Consider the following 18,356-nt stretch of genomic DNA (forward strand, 5'->3'; position numbering starts at 1 on the left):
CTCAGCTCTTGCGCTTGATGAGGCCGTAGAGGATCAGCAGCACGATCGCGCCGAGTACCGACGCGATGAAGCCGGCGCCTTCGCCGGCGGTGTACCAGCCGAGCGACTGGCCCACGTAGGTGACGATCAGCGAGCCCGCGATGCCGATCAGCGTGGTGACGATGAATCCGGCGGAGTCGTTGCCCGGCTTGACGGCGCGTGCCACCAGACCTACGACGAAGCCGATCAGGATGGTCCAGACGATGCTCATGAGTGATCCCTTGGTTCGTGAATGAAGCGGCGCCCGCATGGCAGGGCGCGGCCATGATAGCGGCCGGATGCTTCGCGCGGGCGCGCCGCAAGCGCATGTCGGCGAATCGGGATGCGGGGCTGCGCGATTTGGCGCCGCAGGCTGCGGCCGGCCCGCTGTGGCGTCCTACAGGGTGGTCGAGAACGGGACGCTATACCTTCGGCATGCTCGAAAAGTTGCCCGAAGTCATCGGCCAGGCCCTGCACGGTGTGCGCGCCGGCCTGGACAAGATCGTTTTCAACACGCTCGGCCTGCGCGAAGGCATGGCCACCATCTCGCTGACCAGCGTGGCCTTTGCCGACCATGCGCCCATCCCGCCGCGCTACACGGCCGATGGCGAAGGGTTGTCGCCGCCGCTGCAATGGGAGGGCGTGCCGCAAGGCGCGGCTTCGCTGCTGCTGGTGGTGGAGGATGCGGATTCGCCGACGCCCAATCCGCTGGTGCATGCCATCGTCGTCAGCCTGCCGCCCGGCGACACCCGCCTGGTCGAGGCGGCGCTGCCGAGCCAGGGCAACGAAGGCCAGGACACGGTGCATGCCGGACGCAACTCCGGATTGCAGGCGGCCTGGCTGCCACCCGATCCGCCACCGGGGCACGGCGTGCACCGCTACGCCTTCCAGCTGTTCGCGCTCGACCGCGCGCACGAGTTCTCGGTCGCGCCCGGACGGGACGAGGTGGTCGACGAACTGAAGGCGCATGCGATCGCCAGCGGGCTGCTGATCGGCACCTTCGAGCGCTCGGATGGCTCGATCCGCCAGAAGGACGCCGCGCATGAGGAAGCGCCGCAGGTGGCGCCATCGGGCCCGCTGGCGGCGGGCTGAGTGGTCCGCGCGCATCATTCTTTCGAACCGGGGTCGGGCGAGCGTCTTTTATGGCTATAATCGTGGACTCTATTACGGTGGCTGTAGCTCAGCTGGTAGAGTCCCAGATTGTGATTCTGGTCGTCGTGGGTTCGAGTCCCATCAGCCACCCCATATGAATTCCCAAGAAACGGCCCTGGAGCGATCCAGGGCCGTTTTTCTTTTGGGCTTGCCTAAAGCGTTTTCCGTACACCTCGCCCATGCGCGAAGGGCGGGCGAATGCATTTCTTTCTGGCCCTTCATTAAGCGCGAGCCGTCCGAAACGGTATCAAGACGTTCAATTTTCTGGCCTCCGCGTGGCGGGCAGTCTTTCAAACCCCCGATCAGGCGCCGATCATGCCCAAGAACGGGGCGTTTTACCCTTGGGCTGTTGTAAAACGCCAAGCGCCCCGGATTTTTCTGCGCGGGCTTGCTCAAAATCAATTGCAAACTGAATTAAACTGCGGGCGTTTTCATTTACAGGAGTCAGCCAATGGCCTCGACGCTCGCAGATATCAATTCCCAGATCCAGAAGCACGACGAACAGATCGCGCAATTGCGCAAGCAGGCCGAAGAGCTGCGCAACCAGGAACGTGCCGGCGTGATCGAGGACATTCGCAGGAAGATCGCCGACTACGGTTTGACCGCGTCGGATCTGAAGCTCTCGGCCGGCCGCGCCGTGACCGCCAAGCGCGCCGCCAGCACGCCGGCGCCCAAGGCCGCCGCCAAGTACCGCAGCCCGACCGGCGAAACCTGGTCCGGCGGCCGTGGCCGCAAGCCGCGCTGGGTGACCGAGGCGCTGGCCGCCGGCAAGTCGCTGACGGATTTCGAGATCAAGTGAGCGTGGTGCGCGAACCCGCGCCAGCCGACTCCGCAATAAAAAAGCCCGCGCATGCGGGCTTTTTTATTGCGGGCATGGGGTCCAATCTCCTGCTGCCCCGCGTTGTGGCGATCAGTTCACCATCACGAGCTTTCCCTTGACGCCGCGCGAACCCATGTGCGCGTAGGCGGCTTTCAATTCGGCCATCGGCATCGTGCTGTCGATCACCGGCTTGATCTTTCCCTGCCCATACCATTGCGCCAATTCGGCCATCATCTGCGCGTTGGCCTTGGGTTCGCGCCTGGCGAAATCCCCCCAGAACACGCCGACCAGCGAGGCGCCTTTCAACAGCGTGAGGTTCAATGGCAGCGAGGGAATCGGGCCCGACGCAAAACCCACGACCAAATAGCGGCCGCGCCATCCGATCGAGCGAAATGCCGGCTCCGCGAAATCGCCGCCGACCGGGTCGTATATGACGTCGGGGCCTTTGCCGTCGGTCGCGGCCTTGATGGCATCCCTGAAACCATTCGGCAGCGCATGCGTGGTGTAGTTGATCGTCGCGTCGGCGCCGATCGAACGGCACAGCTCGCATTTCTCGTCGGTGGAAGCGGCCGCGATCACGTTGGCGCCGGCCGCCTTGGCGATCTGGATGGCCGCCGTGCCCACGCCGCCCGCCGCGCCGAGCACCAGCACGGTTTCGCCGGCCTTGAGCTGCGCGCGGTCCATCAGCGCATGCCACGAGGTCGCGTAGATCATGATGAAGGCGGCCGCGTCGACGTGGCCGAAGCCCTCGGGCAGCGGCATGCACAGCGCCGCGGGTGCCAGCGTGTGGGTGGCGAAGCCGCCGGTGCCCGAGAGGCAGGCGACGTTCTGGCCGACCTTGAGGTGCGTGACGCCTTCGCCCACGGCCTGCACGATCCCCGCGTACTCCGAGCCCGGCACGAAGGGCAGCGGGGGCTTCATCTGGTACTTGTTCTGCACGATCAGCAGGTCGGGGAAATTCAGGCTCGCGGCCCGGATCTCGATCAGCACCTGGCCCGGGCCGGGTGTCGGCGTGGGCAGCTCTTTCCAGGTGAGCGCGTCGACGCCGACGGGGTTCTCGCAAAGCCATGCGTGCATGCTCGGTCTCCTTCGAAACGGGTAGTAATGTTGAGGCAATGAAGCGCGCGATGATAGGCGTCGCCCTTGCGTGTCCTTGTCCCTGCTGCGACGCACCCGACGCCTACAATCCGTTGCACCGCACCGCATCATGAAGATACTCATTTCCAACGACGATGGCTTCCAGGCGCCCGGCATCGTCGCACTGCACGACGCGCTCAAGGACCTGGCCGAGGTCGAGGTGGTGGCCCCCGAGCACAACAACAGCGCCAAGTCGAACGCGCTGACGCTCGCGGCGCCGCTCTACGTCCACACCGCGCACAACGGCTTCCGCTACGTGACCGGCACGCCCGCCGACTGCGTGCACATCGCGCTCAAGGGGCTGCTCGGCTACCGGCCCGACCTCGTGGTCTCGGGCATCAACAACGGCGCCAACATGGGCGACGACACCATCTATTCGGGCACCGTCGGCGCGGCCATGGAGGCCTACCTGTTCGGCATTCCCGCGATCGCGTTCTCGCAGATCGAGAAGGGCTGGGCCCATGTCGATGCGGCCGCCCAGGTGGCGCGCCGGCTGGTGCAGCGCATCGAGCGCGAGCGCATGCTCGAGGGCGGCGCCTTTCTTTTGAACGTCAACGTGCCGAACCGGCCGTTCGACGAGCTCAAGCCGGTGAAGGTGTGCCGCCTGGGCCGCCGCCACGCGGCCGAGAAGGTCATCACGCAGGAAAGCCCGCGTGGCGACACGATGTACTGGATCGCCGGCGCGGGCAGCGCCAAGGACAGCGGCGAGGGCACCGACTTCCATGCCACGGCCGAGGGCCACGTGGCGCTCACGCCGTTGCAGATCGACCTGACCGACCACGCCAACCTGGGCCAGTGGCGCGACGCGGTGGTCCGGCTCGCCGACTGACATGGCGACCCAACGGCCTGGATTTCCGGCTCGCCTCGCGCCCACCGTCTCGGCTTCGACGCCGGCTTCGTCAGCGCTGCGCGGACGGCAGCCCGCGGTGCCACCGAAGCCGCCAGTCCACTCGACGCCCTCGATGGCCTCCGACGCGGTGCGTGCGCGCATGGTGCAGAAGCTGGCCGCGCAGGGGATTTCGGATGCGCGCGTGCTGCGCGCCATGGGCGCGGTCGAGCGGCATCGCTTCGTCGACAGCGCGCTGGTCAACCAGGCCTATGAAGACACCAGCCTGCCGATCGGACTGGGCCAGACCATCTCCAAACCCAGCGTCGTGGCGCGCATGATCGAACTTTTGCTTGCGGCCCCGGCTCTGACCGGCAAGCCGCAGGACCGTCTGGGGCGCGTGCTCGAGATCGGCACCGGTTGCGGCTACCAGGCCGCGGTGTTGAACCACGTGGCCACGGAGGTCTACAGCATCGAACGGTTGCGCGGCCTGCACGAGCGGGCACGGACCAATCTGCGGCACTTCCGGCTGGCCACGGTTCACCTGATGTTCGGCGACGGCATGGTCGGCTATGCCAAGGGCGCGCCCTATGCGGGCATCATCGCCGCCGCCGGTGGCGAGGCGGTGCCCGAGGCCTGGATCGAACAGCTCGCGGTGGGGGGGCGGATCGTCGCGCCGACGCACTCGGCGAAGGGCGGCCAGGCCCTCGTCGTGATCGACAAGACGGCCCGCGGTCTCGAGCGCCTCATTCTTGAGGCGGTTCACTTTGTCCCCCTAAAATCGGGCGTTGCTTGAAGGAATAACAAATGCAGGGTTTTGGCAATCGGAGTTGGTACGCTGGCGTCACGTTGGCCGTCGTGCTCGTGATCGCGGGGTGTTCCACGCCGCGCGGCCCGGCACCGGTCGAAGACCGCGGCACGATGACCCGCGCCCCCGGCGCGGCGGCGCCCGTCCCGGGCGGTCCCACCATCACGACCGACGCCTCGGGCAAGCCGCTGGCCGGCATCGAGAACTTCGGCAAGCCGGGCTACTACGCCGTGCGTCCCGGCGACACCATCCGCCGCATCGCCAACGAGACCGGCCAGACCTGGCAGAACCTCGTTCGCTGGAACAACATCGACAACCCCGACCTGATCGAGGTGGGGCAGGTGCTGCGCGTGATCCCGCCTTCGGGCCCGGGCTCCACCGTGGCGGCCGTGCCGTCGGCCCCCAACGAGAACGGCGTCGTCACCAAGCCGGTGACGCCGCAGCCCGCGGTCGTGCCGGGCGTGGCAGCGAGCGGCGCCGCCGCTGCGGGCACCAAGCCGCCGGTCACGGCCTCGCCTTCGAGCCCGGCTGCATCGGGTGGCGATGAGGACATCGGCTGGATCTGGCCCGCCCATGGCTCGCTGATCGCGGGCTTCGACGATGCGAAGAACAAGGGCTTCGACATCAGCGGCAAGGCCGGCGACCCGGTGCTGGCCGCCGCCGACGGCCGCGTGGTCTATGCGGGCGCGGGCCTGCGCGGCTACGGCAACCTGATCATCCTGAAGCACAACAACACCTACCTCACGGCCTACGCGCACAACCAGACGCTGCTCGTGAAGGAAGACCAGTCGGTGCAAAAGGGTCAGAAGATCGCCGAGATGGGCAACAGCGATGCCGATCGCGTGAAGCTGCACTTCGAGATCCGTCGCCAGGGCAAGCCGGTCGATCCGGCGCGCTACCTCCCGAATCGGTGATGCCATGGCCGGTTCCCGCCCCCGTCGCACGCTGCCCGTGCGCCGGGCGGTGGGCAACGAGGCCGAACCGGCGATCGGTGGCGAAACGTCGCCGCCCGCCTCATCCCCCGATGACTTGATCGCGCCCGAGCCGAGCGCCGAAGCGCTCGCGCGTACCGGTGACGACACGGCCGACGCGCTCACCGTCTACCTGCGCCGCATCCGGCGCACCGAGCTTTTCACCCCCGAGCAGGAATACGCGACCGCCTGCGCCGCGCGCGCCGGCGATTTCGCGGCACGCCAGTCGATGATCGAGCACAACCTGCGGCTCGTGGTCAACATCGCGAAGGCCTACCTCCACCGCGGCGTGCCGTTTTCCGATCTCATCGAGGAGGGCAACCTCGGCCTGATGCACGCGATCACCAAGTTCGAGCCCGAGCGCGGCTTCCGCTTCTCGACCTATGCGACCTGGTGGATACGCCAGTCGGTCGAGCGCGCGCTGATGACCCAGTCCCGCACGATCCGCCTGCCGGTGCACATCGTGCGCGAGCTGCAGCAGGTGCTGCGCGCGCGCCGCACGCTCGAGAGCGATCCCGAGTTCCTGGCGCGGCGGCCCGACGGGGTGCGCGTGGAAGACGTGGCGGCGCTGCTGGGCTCGGACGTGCAGTCGGTGGCCGACCTGCTGGCGCTGGCCGAGACCCCGCGTTCGCTCGATGCGGGCGAGTCGCGTGGCGAGGAGAGCTACGCGCTGTCCGATTCGGTCGCGGCCGACAACGAGGAGAGCGACCCCACGGGCGCGACGCAGGCGCACGAGGTCGAACGCCTGCTTGACGGCTGGGTGGCCGCGCTCGATGCGCGCGAGCGCGAGGTGCTCGAAGGCCGCTACGGACTGCACGACCGCGAGCCCGAGACGCTCGAGGTGCTCAGTGTGCGGCTGTGCCTGACGCGTGAGCGCGTGCGCCAGATCCAGAACGAGGCGCTCGCCAAGATGCGGCGCCAGCTCGCGCGCTCGGGCGTGGGGCGGGACGCCTTGTTCTAGCCTTGCCGGGCGCCGCGCGAGGGACTCTTCCCACGCTGAGACAATCGGGGGATGACGGAATCCATCAAGAAAGATAAATCCCCCACGGACACACCCACGAACGCAGGCGGCGAATGGCTCCACGTGGAATCGCTGGACCTCGATGCGCAGGGCGTGGCGCACAAGGCCGACGGCATGGTCGTGTTCATCGAGGGCGCGCTGCCCTTCGAAGAGGTGCAGCTCAACGTGCATCGCCGCAAGAACAACTGGGAGCAGGGCACGGTCACGCAGATCCGGCGCGAGTCCTCGCAGCGCGTGCGGCCCGGCTGCCCGCACTTCGGCCTGCACACGGGCGCCTGCGGCGGCTGCAAGATGCAGCACCTCGATGCCGCGGCGCAGGTGGCGGTGAAGCAGCGCGCGCTCGAGGACAACCTCTGGCACCTCGGCAAGGTCCGCCCCGAGAACCTGCTGCGTCCGCTCGAAGGCCCGGCCTGGCACTACCGCTACCGCGCGCGCCTGTCGGTGCGCCACGTGGTCAAGAAGGGCACGGTGCTGATCGGCTTCCACGAGCGCAAGAGCCGCTACCTGGCCGACATGCAGGTCTGTCCCGTGCTGCCGAAGCAGGTCAGCCAGATGCTGATGCCGCTGCGCGCGCTGATCGCCTCGCTCGATGCGCGCGACACCTGCCCGCAGATCGAACTGGCCTGCGGCGACGCGCCCGGCACCCAGGCGCTCGGCACCATCGCGCTGGTGCTGCGGCACCTCGAGCCGCTGTCGGATGCGGACATCGGACGCCTCAAGGCCTTCGCCGCGAAGAACGAGCAAGTGCAATGGTGGCTGCAGCCCAAGGGGCCCGACACGGTGCGGCTGCTGGAGGAGGGCGGCACGCCGCTGGCCTACGGGCTGCCCGAGTTCGGCGTGACGATGCCGTTCCGGCCCACCGATTTCACGCAGGTCAATCCGCACATCAATCGCGCGCTCGTGGGCAAGGCGCTGCGCCTGCTCGACGTGCAGTCCGACGAACGCGTGATCGACTGGTTCTGCGGCCTCGGCAACTTCACGCTGCCGCTGGCGAGCCGCGCGCGCGAGGTGCTGGGTATCGAGGGCAGCGACACGTTGGTGGCGCGGGCCACCGACAACTTCCGCAGGAACCAGCCCGCGACCGCCGCGCGCCGTGCCCTGTCGCCGGCTTCGTTCGTGGCGCGCAACCTGTTCGAGATGACGCCCGAGATGCTGGTCGCCGACGGACAGGCCGACAAGTGGCTGGTCGACCCGCCGCGCGAGGGCGCCTTCGCACTCGCCAAGGCGATGGCCGACCTGCACCAGCAGCCCGAGCTGCGCACGGGCGGATGGACGCCGCCGAAGCGCATCGTCTACGTGAGCTGCAATCCGTCGACGCTCGCGCGCGATGCCGGCTTGCTGGTGCACCAGGCCGGCTATCGCTGCACGCATGCGGGCGTGGTCAACATGTTCCCGCACACGGCGCACGTGGAATCGATCGCGGTGTTCGAGCGCGAATGAGGCGGTTCCGACGCCGCAATGAGGAAGGGCCCCGAAGGGCCCTTTCTTTTTCACCGATCGATGGCCGCGGGGCCATCGAAGGAGGAGCAAGCGTCAGTCGCGTTCGCCGCCCGCGAGGCCCAGCAGCGCCAGCAGGCTCTGGAACACGTTGAACAGGTCGAGGTACAGGGCGAGCGTCGCGCTGATGTAGTTGGTCTCGCCGCCGTCCATGATCTGCTTCAGGTCATAGAGCATGTAGGCCGAGAAGATGCCGATGGCCGCGACCGAGATCGCGAACATGCCGGCGGTCGAGCCGACGAACACGTTGATGACCGCGCCGACCATCAACACCATCGCGCCGACGAACAGCCACTTGCCCATGCCCGACAGGTCGCGCTTGATCACGGTGGCCAGCGAGGCCATCACGAAGAACACGCCGGCGGTGCCGCCGAAGGCCGTCATGATCAGATCGGGACCGTTCTTGAAGCCCAGCACCATCGAGATCAGGCGCGAGAGCATCAGGCCCATGAAGAAGGTGAAGGCCAGCAGCACCGGCACGCCGGCAGCCGAGTTCTTGGTCTTCTCGATCGCGAACATGAAGCCGAAGGCACCGCCGAGGAAGACGATGAGACCGAGCCCGCCGGTCAGCGAGCGGGTGATGCCGGTCTGCACGCCCAGCCAGGCGCCCAGCACGGTGGGCAGCAGGCTCAGCGCCAGCAGCCAGTAGGTGTTGCGCAGCACGCGTTGGCGGTCAGCCTGCGGCAGCACCTGGCCGTAGCCGCTGGAAGTGTCGAGGGTTGTAACGCGGTCGTTCATGGCCGAAGCTCCTGTGGTTGCTGCCTTGGCAGTTGGGCCGATTCTAGGAGTCTGCAAGACCGGGGCCCCCAAAGACCGTATGGGGGGTGTTCCTTAGACGGCGCGCCGTCCGACAGGGGGAGGCGCTTCGCTTCAGCGGACCGGTATGCTCGGGGGTTCGACGCAACAAGACCTTGATCACCATCATGCAAACCAAATCATTCCTTGAACTCGCCGATGTCAAGCTGATCGCCGCCGCCGCCGAAGCCGAGGCACTCAAGAACAACTGGGCTGTGACCATCGCCATCGCCGACGACGCGGGCAACCTGCTGTGGCTGCAGCGCCTCGACGGCGCGGCCGCGCTGTCCTCGCACATCGCCCCGGCCAAGGCCCACACGGCCGCCATGGGTCGTCGCGAGAGCAAGGTCTACGAGGACATCATCAACGGCGGCCGCACCGCGTTCCTGACGGCACCGCTGGTGCACGGCCTGCTCGAAGGCGGCGTGCCGATCGTGAAGGACGGCCACGTGATCGGCGCCGTGGGCGTGAGCGGCGTGAAGTCGAACGAAGACGCGCAGGTCGCCAAGGCCGGCATCGCTGCACTGGGTCTCTGAGATCCGGCATGGGCGCATGGGCGCCCTGCACGAACGAAAACGCCGACTCGAGAGTCGGCGTTTTTGATTGGACGTTCAGCGTGAAAAAAAGCTTGGCTAGTCGGCGAACCGTTGGCTAGCAAAAAACGACCCTTCGGAGAAATGAATCTCCTGGAGTCGCCCCACGATGAAACTTGCGCGAGGGGCGGGCTGACCGGGACCTACTTGGTCAGGATCAGCTTGCCCAGTTTGGTGGCCTGCAGGCGGTACAGCGAACCGTTGTGCATGATGCCGACGGTCTTGCTGCCCTTGAGCAGCTCGGTGCTTTCGACCATCGGAACCGGTCGTTGGGCCTGGATGGTGGCGTGACCGCCGCCCGATTGATCGAGCGAAGGGTGGCTCAGAACAGCAAAGGCGTTGGTGGTGGCTGGCATCTCGGGTTCCTCTTATCGAAGCGATGACTGAATGATAATAATTCTCATCAAGAAGTCAATCGCCGCGATGAAAAATTTTGTGACCCGCGCGGCAGTTATTTCGCGTCGGGTTCGGTGATGAATCCGATCTTGCGCACGCCGGCTTCGCGCGCCTCCGACATCGCCTTGGCCACGCGCTCGTAGCGCACCGCCTTGTCGCCGCGGATGTGCAGTTCGGGCTGCGGCTCCTTGGCGGCCTCGGCGGCAAGGCGGGTGGGCAACTCGCTGTCGGAAATCTTCTGATCGTTCCAGTAGTAGTCGCCCTCGGCCGTCACGCTGAACAGGATGTTCTCGGGCTTCGGCTGCTCGGGCTCGCTGGTGGCGCGCGGCAGGTCGATGTTCACCGCGTGCTTCATCACCGGCACGGTGATGATGAAGATGATCAGGAGCACCAGCATGACGTCGACCAGCGGCGTCATGTTGATCTCGTTCATCACCTCATCGGGTTCGTCTTGGGTTCCGAAAGCCATGATGCTCAGCCCTTCTTGAGCGGAACCACGATCGATTCGGCGCCGCTCTGGACGCGGGCACCGGTCACGAAGTAGGCGTGCAGGTCGTGCGCGAAGGCATTGAGCTTGGTCAGCACGAACTTGTTGCCGCGCACCAGGGCGTTGTAGCCGAGCACGGCGGGGATGGCGACCGCGAGGCCCAGGGCCGTCATGATCAGCGCTTCGCCGATCGGACCCGCGACCTTGTCGATCGTGGCCTGGCCGGCCGAGCCGATGCTCATCAGCGCGTGGTAGATGCCCCAGACGGTACCGAACAGGCCGATGAAGGGCGCGGTCGAGCCGACCGAGGCCAGCACGGCCAGGCCGGTCTGCAGGCGCGCGGTGAAGGCGTCGATGCCGTTGCGCAGCGAACGCGTGATCCAGTCGCTGACGTCGAGCGCGTCATGCAGGTGCGCCTTGGTGTTGCGGTGGTGGGCGGCGGCTTCGCGGCCCTCGAGCGCCAGGGCGCGGAAGGGGTTGCTGTCGTCCTTGCCGAGCTTGTTGAGCGCGGTGGCGAAGTCCTCGCTGTGCCAGAAGTCCTGCGACTGCTTGGCGAGACGCTTGTAGCGGATGACGTCGAGCGCCTTGACGATGATCACGATCCACGACGCGAGCGACATGGCGATCAGCAGCACCGCGACGGCCTTGGTGACGAAGTCGCCTTGGTGCCAGACATTCATCAAGCCAAATTGGGAATCCATAGGGGTCTCAGTTACTTAGGTTGGTTGAAAACGATGGGCGCGGGCAGCATGAAGAGGGTCTCGTCGCTCGCGTTCGGATAGTTGCTCACGGTCACGGACGACTTCAGCACCGCATCGCGGGCGGCGCGGTCGAGGCGGTCGAAGCCGCTGGACTTGAGGATTTCGGCGCGGCGCACGACGCCGTTGCGGTTGAAGTACACGGCGATGGTCACCGTGCCCGATTCGCCGAGCCGCGAGCTCAGCTGCGGATAGACGGGCGCCGGCTGGCGCAGCCACTGCGCCTGCGCGGCCGTCACCTCGACCACCTTGGGCGGTGCGGGCGGCGCCGGCGGAGGGCCGGCGGCGCGGGAGGCGCGGGCGGCGGCGAGGGCGGCGTCGTCGGTGCGGGCGGCGGCGGTTCCGGATCGCCCACCGGCGCTTGCGGCGCCGGCGTGGGCTTGGGTTCGCGGATGGCCTGCGGACGCGGCGGCGGCGGTGCCTTCACGCGCGGCTGGGGCGGCGGTGGAGGAGGGGGCGGCGGCGGAGGCGTGGGCTTCGGCGGCTCGATGAACTGGCTCATGATCTCGACCGGGATCACCACTTCGGCGGCCCGGCGGAGCAGGCCGCTCTGCAGCGCCCAGAGCGCGGCGGCGTGGAAGACGATCACGCCGCCGGCAATGGCAGCATTGCGCGAGAGGCCGAGAAAGGTAGGAGGGGGGGCAAAGCGGTCAGACACGATCAACCATTCGAGTGCGAGCACGTGGTCACGTGCCCCGATTGCAGCAAAACCGCTACGACGACGTCTACTTCTATTTACGAAGGATCCACCAGACGGAGCCCGCCACCAGGATCAGGCTGCCGCCGAGTGCAGAGACGAGTTCCATGCTTTGCTTTCCTTGATGGAGTTGGCAAGCTGGATCGACTTCGGTTCCGATTCGCAGTGCAGGGCCGCGACCGGGTGCGAAGCGCTGCACTGCGCGACGATATCGCGCGCACATCCTTCACATTGGCCACACTGGGTGGCCACGCCGAGTTCGAATTGCACTTCGTCGAAGGTCATCCCCGCGCGCACATGGCGTGCGATTTCGCGGTCGGAGACTCGGCGGCAAATGCAAACGATCATGGCTGTGAAAGCGGCAGTTTGGCTGGCTATTGGATGTAGTGATTATAAATAAGAATCCCTCGCATTTGCAATAACTATCGTATTCGCCAGCGGCCGGCGTGACAGCTATTTGCTATGAGGGGGCCACCGCCTATATCTCCGACCAGAGCCGAAGCAGGTTGTGGTAGTGGCCGGTGAGGGCCACGGTTTCCTCGGATTCGCCCAGCCGGGCGCGCAGTTTCTGGATGTTCTGGTCCAGTTCGAACAGCATCGAGCGCTGCTGGTCGTTGCGCACCATGCTCTGGGCCCAGAAGAAGGCGCACACGCGCGCGCCCCGGGTCACCGGGTGCACGCGGTGCAGGCTGCTCGACGGATACAGGATCAGGTCGCCGGCCGGCAGCTTGACCTCGTGCGAGCCGTAGGTGTCGACCACCTCGAGCTCGCCGCCGTCGTAGTCGTCGGGGTCGCAGAGAAACAGCGTGCACGACAGGTCGGTGCGCAGCGGCTGCTCGCTGCCGGGCACGGCGCGCACCGCGCCATCGACGTGCAGGCCGTAGTGCTCGCCACCCTCGTAGCGGTTGAACAGCGGCGGCACGAAGCGCGCGGGCAGGGCGGCCGAGAAGAACAGCGGGTTGCGCGCCAGCGCGGCCAGCACGGTCTTGGCGAGCTCGCGCCCGACCGGCGAATGCTCGGACAGCTGCCGGTTGCGCTTGACCTGCGCGCCCTGGTCGCCGACGGTCTCGCGCCCGTCGACCCACTGGGTGGCATCGAGCGTGGCGCGCATCCTGCGCACCTGGTCCGGGCTCAGCACTTCGGGCACATGCAGCATCATCTTCGGGAACTCCGGAAGGAAAAAAGCCCCGGCGCGGGCCGGGGCTCGAGTGTCGCACCGCGGCGCACCGGCCCTGGCCGGCGGCTCGCCGTGGCGAACGATCAGAACGCGAAGTTCGCCGTGACCTTGAACGAGCGCGGCGTGCCCGGCGTGTAGCGGTAGCCCGACTTGTTGATGGCCGCCACGTAGTCCTTGTCGAACAGGTTGTAGACGTTGAGTTGCAGGTCGACGTTCTTGTTGATCCGGTAGGACGCCATGGCGTCGACCACCCAGTACGACTCGACGTAGGCCGGCGTACCGACCGCGCCGTCCGTGCCGCGGTACAGCTTGCCGTTGTAGCGCGCGCCGCCACCGATCGTCAGGCCGAACGGAAGCTGGTAGGTGGTCCACAGCGTGAAGGCGCGCTTCGGCGTGTAGGCCAGCGAGGTCGAGCCGTCGGCCAGCACCGAGGGGCCGCTGAGCACGCGGGTGTTCATCGTCGTGAAGCCGGTGGTCACGCCCCAGTTGTCGGTGATCGCGCCCGACACGCCGAGCTCGATGCCTTGCACGCGCTTCTTGCCGGTCTGGTAGTACTGCTGCGAGATCGAGTCCTGCACCACTTCGTTGCTGACGTCGGTGCGGTAGAGCGCGGCCGTCAGCGCGAGGCGCTTGTTGAGCACGTCCCACTTGGTGCCGAGTTCGTAGGTCTTGGCCTTCTGCGGCAGGAAGTCGGTGCGCGCGGCGCTGTTGCCGCTGCCGCCTGCGGCGAGCTGGAAGTTGGCGCCGCCCGGGGGCTGGGCCGCAGTGCCGTAGGCCGCGTAGACGCTGCTGTTCTCGGTCGGCTTGTAGACCAGGCCGATCTTGCCGGACCACAGGCTGTCCGAGAGCTTGAGGCGCGTCGGCGTGATGGTCGCGGTCTGCGGGTTGTTGCCGGTGCGTGCCAGGGTCAGCGCGGTCGCGTCGTAGTCGGTCGAGTAGTGGTCGTAGCGCAAGCCGCCGGTGAGCTGCCACTGTTCGTTGAACTTGATCGTGTCGAAGGCGAACAGGCCGATCGTGTCGGTGCTGCCGTCGGAGCCGGTGCCGTTGGGGAGCCGGTTGTAGCCGAGCACGTTGCGATCGGGCGCATACAGGTTGGCGGCGGGCCACGAGCCGGCCGGCGCGAAAGTGGTGCCGACGGTCGAATAGCCGGCCGCGTAGTAGTTGTTCGCGCGCTGCGTTTCGCGGATGAACTCGAGGCCGCCGTTGAAGGTGTGGCTGATGCTGCCGGTGTTGAACTTCGCCGAGACGCTGGTCTGGTTGGTGAAGATCGTGTTGGCCTGGTCCTTGTTGGTCGGCAGGTTGCGCGTGATCGTCCAGGTCGCGGGATTCGTCGGCACCACCGTGTTGATGAAGCCGGAGTTCACCGCGGGCAGCTGGCCGACGCCGGCCGTCGACGCGGTGAGGCCGCCGCCCATGAACGCGGTCAGCATGTAGTCCTGCTGCGTCTTCGCGTAGCGGGTGGTGTTGCGGATCGTGATGTCGGGCGTGAGGTCGTGTTCGACGCGCGCGGTGAACATGTCGGTGGTGACATGGTCGAAGTCCGAGCTGGTGCCGTAGAAGTTGCTCGAGTCGACGCGCTGCGCGTAGTTCAGGTAGGTGCGGCGGGCGAGGCCGCTGCGGATGGCCGTCGCATCAGGCGTCGAGTAGCCCGGCAGCCCGATCGTCGGCACGCCGCCATCGGGCACGTTGTTCTGCTTGACGTGCACGTAATCGAGGTACACGCGCGTCGGGCTGTTCAGGCCGAAGGCCAGCGAGGGCGCGATCGACCAGCGCTTGTTCTTCACGAAATCGCGGCCGGCCACGCCGGCGTCCTCGGCCACGGCGTTCAGGCGGAAGGCCGCGCCGATGCCGTTCTCGCCGCTCAACGACTTGTTCCAGTCGATGCTGCCGCGCTTGAAGTCGGCGCTGCCGAAACCCAGCGAGCCCGTGAAGCTGTCGTCGAGCTTGGGCTTCTTGGTCACGAGGTTGATGTAGCCGGTGGGCGAGGTGCGGCCCACGTCGGTGCCCGAGGGGCCCTTCACGACTTCGACCTGGTCGATGTTGAAGGTGTCGCGCGAGATCGAGCCGAGGTCGCGGATGCCGTCGACGAAGATCGCGCTCGAGCTGTCGAAGCCGCGCATGAACACCGCGTCGCCCGTGTTGGTGTTGCCGTTCTCCCCGAGGAAGAAGGTGCCCACGCCGGGGGTGTTGCGCAGTGCTTCGGTCAGCGTGGTGGCGCCCTGGTCGCGCAGCACCTGCTCCTTGATCACCTGCACGGTCTGCGGCGTGTTCACCAGCGGCGCCGTGAACTTGGTGTTGGCCGAGTTGTCGGCCTTGAAGTCGGAGGCGACCGAGCCCTCGACGCGGATCTCGGGCAGCACGCGCGAAGGCTGCTGCTGCTGGGCGAAGGCGGGGGCGGAGAGGGCGATCAGCGTGGCGGCTGCGGCGCCCGAGACCTGGGGAACGGCGCGCGCGACAGCGTGCTTCCGGCTCTTGATATAGGAGTTGGCCATGAAGGTTCTCGAAAATGAAAAAACGGCCCTGAGAACTCGACTGGCGATGCCCTGCGCGTGTGCCGTAGAGGCACCGGGGGCTGGCTGGGTGAGTTGACCTGCGGAAGGGCGAAGGTAAAAACCGTATCAAATGATAATGTTTATCAATACGGGTCTTAGAACTTATGCCCGCAGGCGCTTTGTAAAGTAGATACTTTGTTGCACTGAAGCAACTCGCATGCTGGGGGAATTGTTGACGGCGCGCAGATGCTGGTGGGCGTCGCCCTCCAGTGCCACGCAGGCCGGTGGCTTCCGTGCCTCAGTACACGTCGCGCCTGTAGCGCCCCGAGCCGACCAGCTCGGCCCACAGCGCCTCGCCCGCGACCTGCCGCAGCGCTGCATCGACGCCCGCTGCCATCCCCTGCAGGCTGCCGCACACGTACACCGCCGCGCCGCGCGCAAGCCAGTCGCGCAGCGCATCGGCGCGCTGCAGCAGCCGGTGCTGCACGTAGAGCCGTTCGGCCTGGTCGCGCGAGAACACCATGTCGAGCTCCGCCAGCGCGCCCTCGCGCTGCCAGGCCTCGATCTCGTCGCGGCAGAGGAAGTCGTGCGCCGCATGGCGCTCGCCGAACACCAGCCAGTTCTCGTACCGGCCCGCCGCGACGCGCGCGCGCAGATGGGCGCGCAGGCCGGCCAGGCCCGTGCCGTTGCCGATCAGGATCAGCGGACGCGAGGCGTTGCCCTCGAGGCGAAAGCCGCGGTGCGGGCGCAGTCGCAGCGCCACCGTGTCGCCGATGGCCAAGGTCGAGGTCAGGTGGCCCGAGGCCATGCCCAAGGTGCCGTCGGGATGCTGTTCCTGCCGCACCAGCAGCTGCAGTTCGCCGTCGGTGGGCAGCGAGGCGATCGAGTAGTCGCGCGGCCGTGCCGGATCGCTCGCGACCGCCATCTGCACCAGATCGCCCGAGTCCCAGGCCGGCATCGCGCCGGCCTGCGGCACCAGGCCGAGCAGGAACACCGGCGCGCCCGCGCTGCCGGGGTTGAGCAGGTTGCGATGCGCGAGGCGCCATGGAACGAAGGCGCTGCTTTCTTGCTCGTCAGGCGCGACCTCGGCATCGCCCCACTGGGCATGCCACGCGGCCAGCGCCTCGGGATCGCCGTTGTCGACCTCGACGCGCGCGAAGGAGGGCGTCGCGCCCCGGACTTGCAGCCAGTCGTCGAGCTGGCGCCCGAAGCCGCAGAAGTTCGCGTACTGGCGGTCGCCCAGGGCCAGCACCGCATAGCGCAGCGCGGACAGGTCGGGCTGTTCGGCCATTGCCTTTTCGGCGAACAGGCTGGCGCCGTCGGGCGCGTCGCCTTCGCCGTAGGTGCTGGCCACGAAGACGGCCTGCCGCGCGTCGCGCAAGGTGGCGGCGTCGAGGGCGTTGAGTTCCATCACGCGCACCGGCGTACCGGCCGCGCGCAGGCGGCGCGCGGTCTGCCAGGCGATGGCTTCGGCCTGGCCGGTCTGGCTGGCGAACAGCACCAGCGTCGATGGCACCGTGCCGTCGCCCGCCAGCGCCTGCGCGGCGCGCGCGGTGGCCGCGACGGCGCGGCGCTCGCGCGTGTAGATCGCCAGGCACATCGCGCCGTAGGCGGCCACGGTGGAGCCCGCGGCCAGCGCGCGCAGCAGCGTGTCGTTCATGCGGCGGCGGTCCGTTCGGTCCAGGCCGGGGTCGCGCGCGGGCTCGGCGGTCCGTCGCCCTGTGCCGCATGCGCGACGAACAGCGCCGCGATGTCGCGCGCCTCGGCGAAGGCGAAGCCTTCCTCGGGACCGAGCACCGTCAGCACGGTGGCCAACGCATCGGCGTGCATGCACTGCGCATGCAGCACCGTGACGCTCGCGAGCCCGGCTGGCACGGGTTCGCCGCTGCGCGGATCGATGGTGTGCGACCAGCGGCGGCCTGCGTGCTCGCGCTGGTGCCAGCGGTCGCCGGAGGTGGCGATCGCGAGGCCGTCGAGCGCCACGTGCACCGGCGCGGGCAGTTCGCCGTCGACCTGCACGCGCCATGGCTGTCCGTCGGGGCGGCGGCCCACGCCGCGCAGTTCGCCGCCGATCTCGAACAGGAAGTTCTCGAGGCCCAGCGCCTGCAGGGCCTCGACGCCGTGATCGACCGCGAAGCCCTTGGCGATGCCCGACAGGTCGAGCGCGAAGCCGCCGGGCTGGGTCAGCGTGGCCGTTGCGTCATCGGCCATGGCGAAGGCGAGCTTTCGCCAGCCCGTGCGCTCGCGTGCCGCTTCAAGGGCGTCCGTGTCGATGGGGCCATCGTGCGCATCGGGGCCGAAACCCCAACTGGCGACCAGTGCGCCGACCGTCGGATCGATCGCGCCGCCGCTGTCCTCGGCCCATTGCAGCGCGCAGGCCATCACGCGCGCGAACTCGGCCGACAGCGTGTGCCGCGTGCCCGCCGGCGCCCGGTTGAAGCGCGAGATCTCGGCGTCGGCCTCCCAGTGGCTCATCTGCACGATCACGCGCGCGAGCGCCGATTCGACCGCCTCGCGCACGTCGGCCAGCGGCCGCATGCCGGGGTTGTCGAAGCGCAGCGACCAGGTCGTGCCCATGGTCCGGCCGGCCAGCTGATGCAGGCGGGCCGGATCGGCGCGGCGCGGCACCGCCGCGTTGGCGTAGCCGTCGTGCCAGGAACTGCGGGAGGCGAAAGAAATGCCCAAGGCGCTGCGCGAAACGTCGCTCGGGA

Annotated in this window: 19 protein-coding genes, 1 tRNA gene and 1 pseudogene; 9 read left to right on the forward strand and 12 right to left on the reverse strand. The window is 67.7% G+C overall.

Going from position 1 to position 18,356, the window contains the following annotated elements; all coding sequences use genetic code 11:
• Position 1: 1 nt before the first annotated feature.
• On the reverse strand, positions 2-250 hold the full coding sequence (locus INQ48_11015; protein ID QRF59712.1) for a GlsB/YeaQ/YmgE family stress response membrane protein: 249 nt from the start codon (positions 248-250) through the stop codon (positions 2-4).
• Positions 251-453: 203 nt separating this feature from the next.
• Here INQ48_11015 and INQ48_11020 point away from each other — a divergent pair, with 203 nt between their 5' ends.
• From INQ48_11020 to INQ48_11030, 3 genes are all read left to right on the forward strand, one after another.
• On the forward strand, positions 454-1,110 hold the full coding sequence (locus INQ48_11020) for a YbhB/YbcL family Raf kinase inhibitor-like protein (protein QRF59713.1): 657 nt from the start codon (positions 454-456) through the stop codon (positions 1,108-1,110).
• Positions 1,111-1,187: 77 nt separating this feature from the next.
• Positions 1,188-1,263 (forward strand) — tRNA-His (locus INQ48_11025).
• A 358-nt stretch (positions 1,264-1,621) separates the two neighbouring features.
• Positions 1,622-1,969: an H-NS histone family protein gene (locus tag INQ48_11030; protein QRF59714.1), complete on the forward strand. Its 348-nt coding sequence runs from the start codon at positions 1,622-1,624 to the stop codon at positions 1,967-1,969.
• Between the two features lie 111 nt (positions 1,970-2,080).
• Here INQ48_11030 and INQ48_11035 read toward each other — a convergent pair whose 3' ends face one another.
• The gene (locus INQ48_11035) at positions 2,081-3,067 is read right to left on the reverse strand and encodes an NADPH:quinone oxidoreductase family protein (protein ID QRF59715.1); all 987 of its coding nucleotides are present in this window, start codon (positions 3,065-3,067) and stop codon (positions 2,081-2,083) included.
• Between the two features lie 130 nt (positions 3,068-3,197).
• Here INQ48_11035 and surE point away from each other — a divergent pair, with 130 nt between their 5' ends.
• The 5 genes from surE to rlmD are packed head-to-tail and all read left to right on the forward strand — an operon-like array spanning position 3,198 to position 8,193.
• Entirely contained in the window at positions 3,198-3,956 is a 759-nt protein-coding gene (surE, locus tag INQ48_11040) for a 5'/3'-nucleotidase SurE (protein QRF59716.1), read from the forward strand.
• 1 nt (position 3,957) lies between these two features.
• Entirely contained in the window at positions 3,958-4,749 is a 792-nt protein-coding gene (locus tag INQ48_11045; GenBank protein ID QRF59717.1) for a protein-L-isoaspartate(D-aspartate) O-methyltransferase, read from the forward strand.
• Positions 4,750-4,760: 11 nt separating this feature from the next.
• Complete coding sequence (locus INQ48_11050; protein ID QRF59718.1) at positions 4,761-5,675, forward strand: peptidoglycan DD-metalloendopeptidase family protein; 915 nt, start codon at positions 4,761-4,763, stop codon at positions 5,673-5,675.
• 4 nt (positions 5,676-5,679) lie between these two features.
• A complete protein-coding gene (locus INQ48_11055) occupies positions 5,680-6,693 on the forward strand; it encodes a sigma-70 family RNA polymerase sigma factor (GenBank protein QRF59719.1) in 1,014 nt (337 codons plus the stop codon).
• A 51-nt stretch (positions 6,694-6,744) separates the two neighbouring features.
• Positions 6,745-8,193: a 23S rRNA (uracil(1939)-C(5))-methyltransferase RlmD gene (gene rlmD, locus INQ48_11060; protein ID QRF59720.1), complete on the forward strand. Its 1,449-nt coding sequence runs from the start codon at positions 6,745-6,747 to the stop codon at positions 8,191-8,193.
• A gap of 93 nt (positions 8,194-8,286) precedes the next feature.
• Here the strand turns inward: rlmD and INQ48_11065 are convergent, their stop codons facing one another.
• Positions 8,287-8,988 (reverse strand): Bax inhibitor-1/YccA family protein, encoded by a 702-nt coding sequence (locus INQ48_11065; protein QRF59721.1) that lies wholly within the window; start codon positions 8,986-8,988, stop codon positions 8,287-8,289.
• A gap of 185 nt (positions 8,989-9,173) precedes the next feature.
• Here INQ48_11065 and INQ48_11070 point away from each other — a divergent pair, with 185 nt between their 5' ends.
• Positions 9,174-9,581, forward strand: coding sequence for a heme-binding protein (locus INQ48_11070; GenBank protein ID QRF59722.1), 408 nt, complete (start codon positions 9,174-9,176; stop codon positions 9,579-9,581).
• 200 nt (positions 9,582-9,781) lie between these two features.
• Here INQ48_11070 and INQ48_11075 read toward each other — a convergent pair whose 3' ends face one another.
• From INQ48_11075 to INQ48_11115, 9 genes and pseudogenes are all read right to left on the reverse strand, one after another.
• Positions 9,782-9,994, reverse strand: coding sequence for a hemin uptake protein HemP (locus tag INQ48_11075; protein ID QRF59723.1), 213 nt, complete (start codon positions 9,992-9,994; stop codon positions 9,782-9,784).
• A gap of 95 nt (positions 9,995-10,089) precedes the next feature.
• Complete coding sequence (locus INQ48_11080; protein ID QRF59724.1) at positions 10,090-10,503, reverse strand: biopolymer transporter ExbD; 414 nt, start codon at positions 10,501-10,503, stop codon at positions 10,090-10,092.
• Between the two features lie 5 nt (positions 10,504-10,508).
• Positions 10,509-11,222, reverse strand: a complete 714-nt coding sequence (locus tag INQ48_11085; GenBank protein ID QRF59725.1) for a MotA/TolQ/ExbB proton channel family protein — start codon at positions 11,220-11,222, stop codon at positions 10,509-10,511.
• An 11-nt stretch (positions 11,223-11,233) separates the two neighbouring features.
• Positions 11,234-11,937 (reverse strand): annotated as a pseudogene (locus INQ48_11090) (TonB family protein).
• Positions 11,938-12,051: 114 nt separating this feature from the next.
• On the reverse strand, positions 12,052-12,324 hold the full coding sequence (locus INQ48_11095; protein ID QRF59726.1) for a (2Fe-2S)-binding protein: 273 nt from the start codon (positions 12,322-12,324) through the stop codon (positions 12,052-12,054).
• Positions 12,325-12,454: 130 nt separating this feature from the next.
• Positions 12,455-13,135 (reverse strand): Fe2+-dependent dioxygenase, encoded by a 681-nt coding sequence (locus INQ48_11100; GenBank protein QRF59727.1) that lies wholly within the window; start codon positions 13,133-13,135, stop codon positions 12,455-12,457.
• 101 nt (positions 13,136-13,236) lie between these two features.
• On the reverse strand, positions 13,237-15,645 hold the full coding sequence (locus INQ48_11105; protein ID QRF59728.1) for a catecholate siderophore receptor Fiu: 2,409 nt from the start codon (positions 15,643-15,645) through the stop codon (positions 13,237-13,239).
• Positions 15,646-15,943: 298 nt separating this feature from the next.
• Entirely contained in the window at positions 15,944-17,305 is a 1,362-nt protein-coding gene (locus tag INQ48_11110; protein QRF59729.1) for a flavodoxin domain-containing protein, read from the reverse strand.
• Complete coding sequence (locus INQ48_11115; GenBank protein ID QRF59730.1) at positions 17,302-18,330, reverse strand: FAD:protein FMN transferase; 1,029 nt, start codon at positions 18,328-18,330, stop codon at positions 17,302-17,304. Before INQ48_11115 ends, INQ48_11110 begins: the two co-directional genes overlap by 4 nt.
• Between the last annotated feature and the right edge of the window lie 26 nt (positions 18,331-18,356).

Origin of the sequence: Variovorax paradoxus, assembly GCA_016806145.1 — a bacterium.
Classification (GTDB): Bacteria; Pseudomonadota; Gammaproteobacteria; order Burkholderiales; family Burkholderiaceae_C; genus Variovorax.

Coding starts and splice junctions, on each gene's coding strand:
- INQ48_11015 (QRF59712.1), bottom strand. CDS start 250: ATGAGCATCGTCTGGACCATCCTGATCGGCTTCGTCGTAGGTCTGGTG.
- INQ48_11020 (QRF59713.1), top strand. CDS start 454: ATGCTCGAAAAGTTGCCCGAAGTCATCGGCCAGGCCCTGCACGGTGTG.
- INQ48_11030 (QRF59714.1), top strand. CDS start 1,622: ATGGCCTCGACGCTCGCAGATATCAATTCCCAGATCCAGAAGCACGAC.
- INQ48_11035 (QRF59715.1), bottom strand. CDS start 3,067: ATGCACGCATGGCTTTGCGAGAACCCCGTCGGCGTCGACGCGCTCACC.
- surE (QRF59716.1), top strand. CDS start 3,198: ATGAAGATACTCATTTCCAACGACGATGGCTTCCAGGCGCCCGGCATC.
- INQ48_11045 (QRF59717.1), top strand. CDS start 3,958: ATGGCGACCCAACGGCCTGGATTTCCGGCTCGCCTCGCGCCCACCGTC.
- INQ48_11050 (QRF59718.1), top strand. CDS start 4,761: ATGCAGGGTTTTGGCAATCGGAGTTGGTACGCTGGCGTCACGTTGGCC.
- INQ48_11055 (QRF59719.1), top strand. CDS start 5,680: ATGGCCGGTTCCCGCCCCCGTCGCACGCTGCCCGTGCGCCGGGCGGTG.
- rlmD (QRF59720.1), top strand. CDS start 6,745: ATGACGGAATCCATCAAGAAAGATAAATCCCCCACGGACACACCCACG.
- INQ48_11065 (QRF59721.1), bottom strand. CDS start 8,988: ATGAACGACCGCGTTACAACCCTCGACACTTCCAGCGGCTACGGCCAG.
- INQ48_11070 (QRF59722.1), top strand. CDS start 9,174: ATGCAAACCAAATCATTCCTTGAACTCGCCGATGTCAAGCTGATCGCC.
- INQ48_11075 (QRF59723.1), bottom strand. CDS start 9,994: ATGCCAGCCACCACCAACGCCTTTGCTGTTCTGAGCCACCCTTCGCTC.
- INQ48_11080 (QRF59724.1), bottom strand. CDS start 10,503: ATGGCTTTCGGAACCCAAGACGAACCCGATGAGGTGATGAACGAGATC.
- INQ48_11085 (QRF59725.1), bottom strand. CDS start 11,222: ATGGATTCCCAATTTGGCTTGATGAATGTCTGGCACCAAGGCGACTTC.
- INQ48_11095 (QRF59726.1), bottom strand. CDS start 12,324: ATGATCGTTTGCATTTGCCGCCGAGTCTCCGACCGCGAAATCGCACGC.
- INQ48_11100 (QRF59727.1), bottom strand. CDS start 13,135: ATGATGCTGCATGTGCCCGAAGTGCTGAGCCCGGACCAGGTGCGCAGG.
- INQ48_11105 (QRF59728.1), bottom strand. CDS start 15,645: ATGGCCAACTCCTATATCAAGAGCCGGAAGCACGCTGTCGCGCGCGCC.
- INQ48_11110 (QRF59729.1), bottom strand. CDS start 17,305: ATGAACGACACGCTGCTGCGCGCGCTGGCCGCGGGCTCCACCGTGGCC.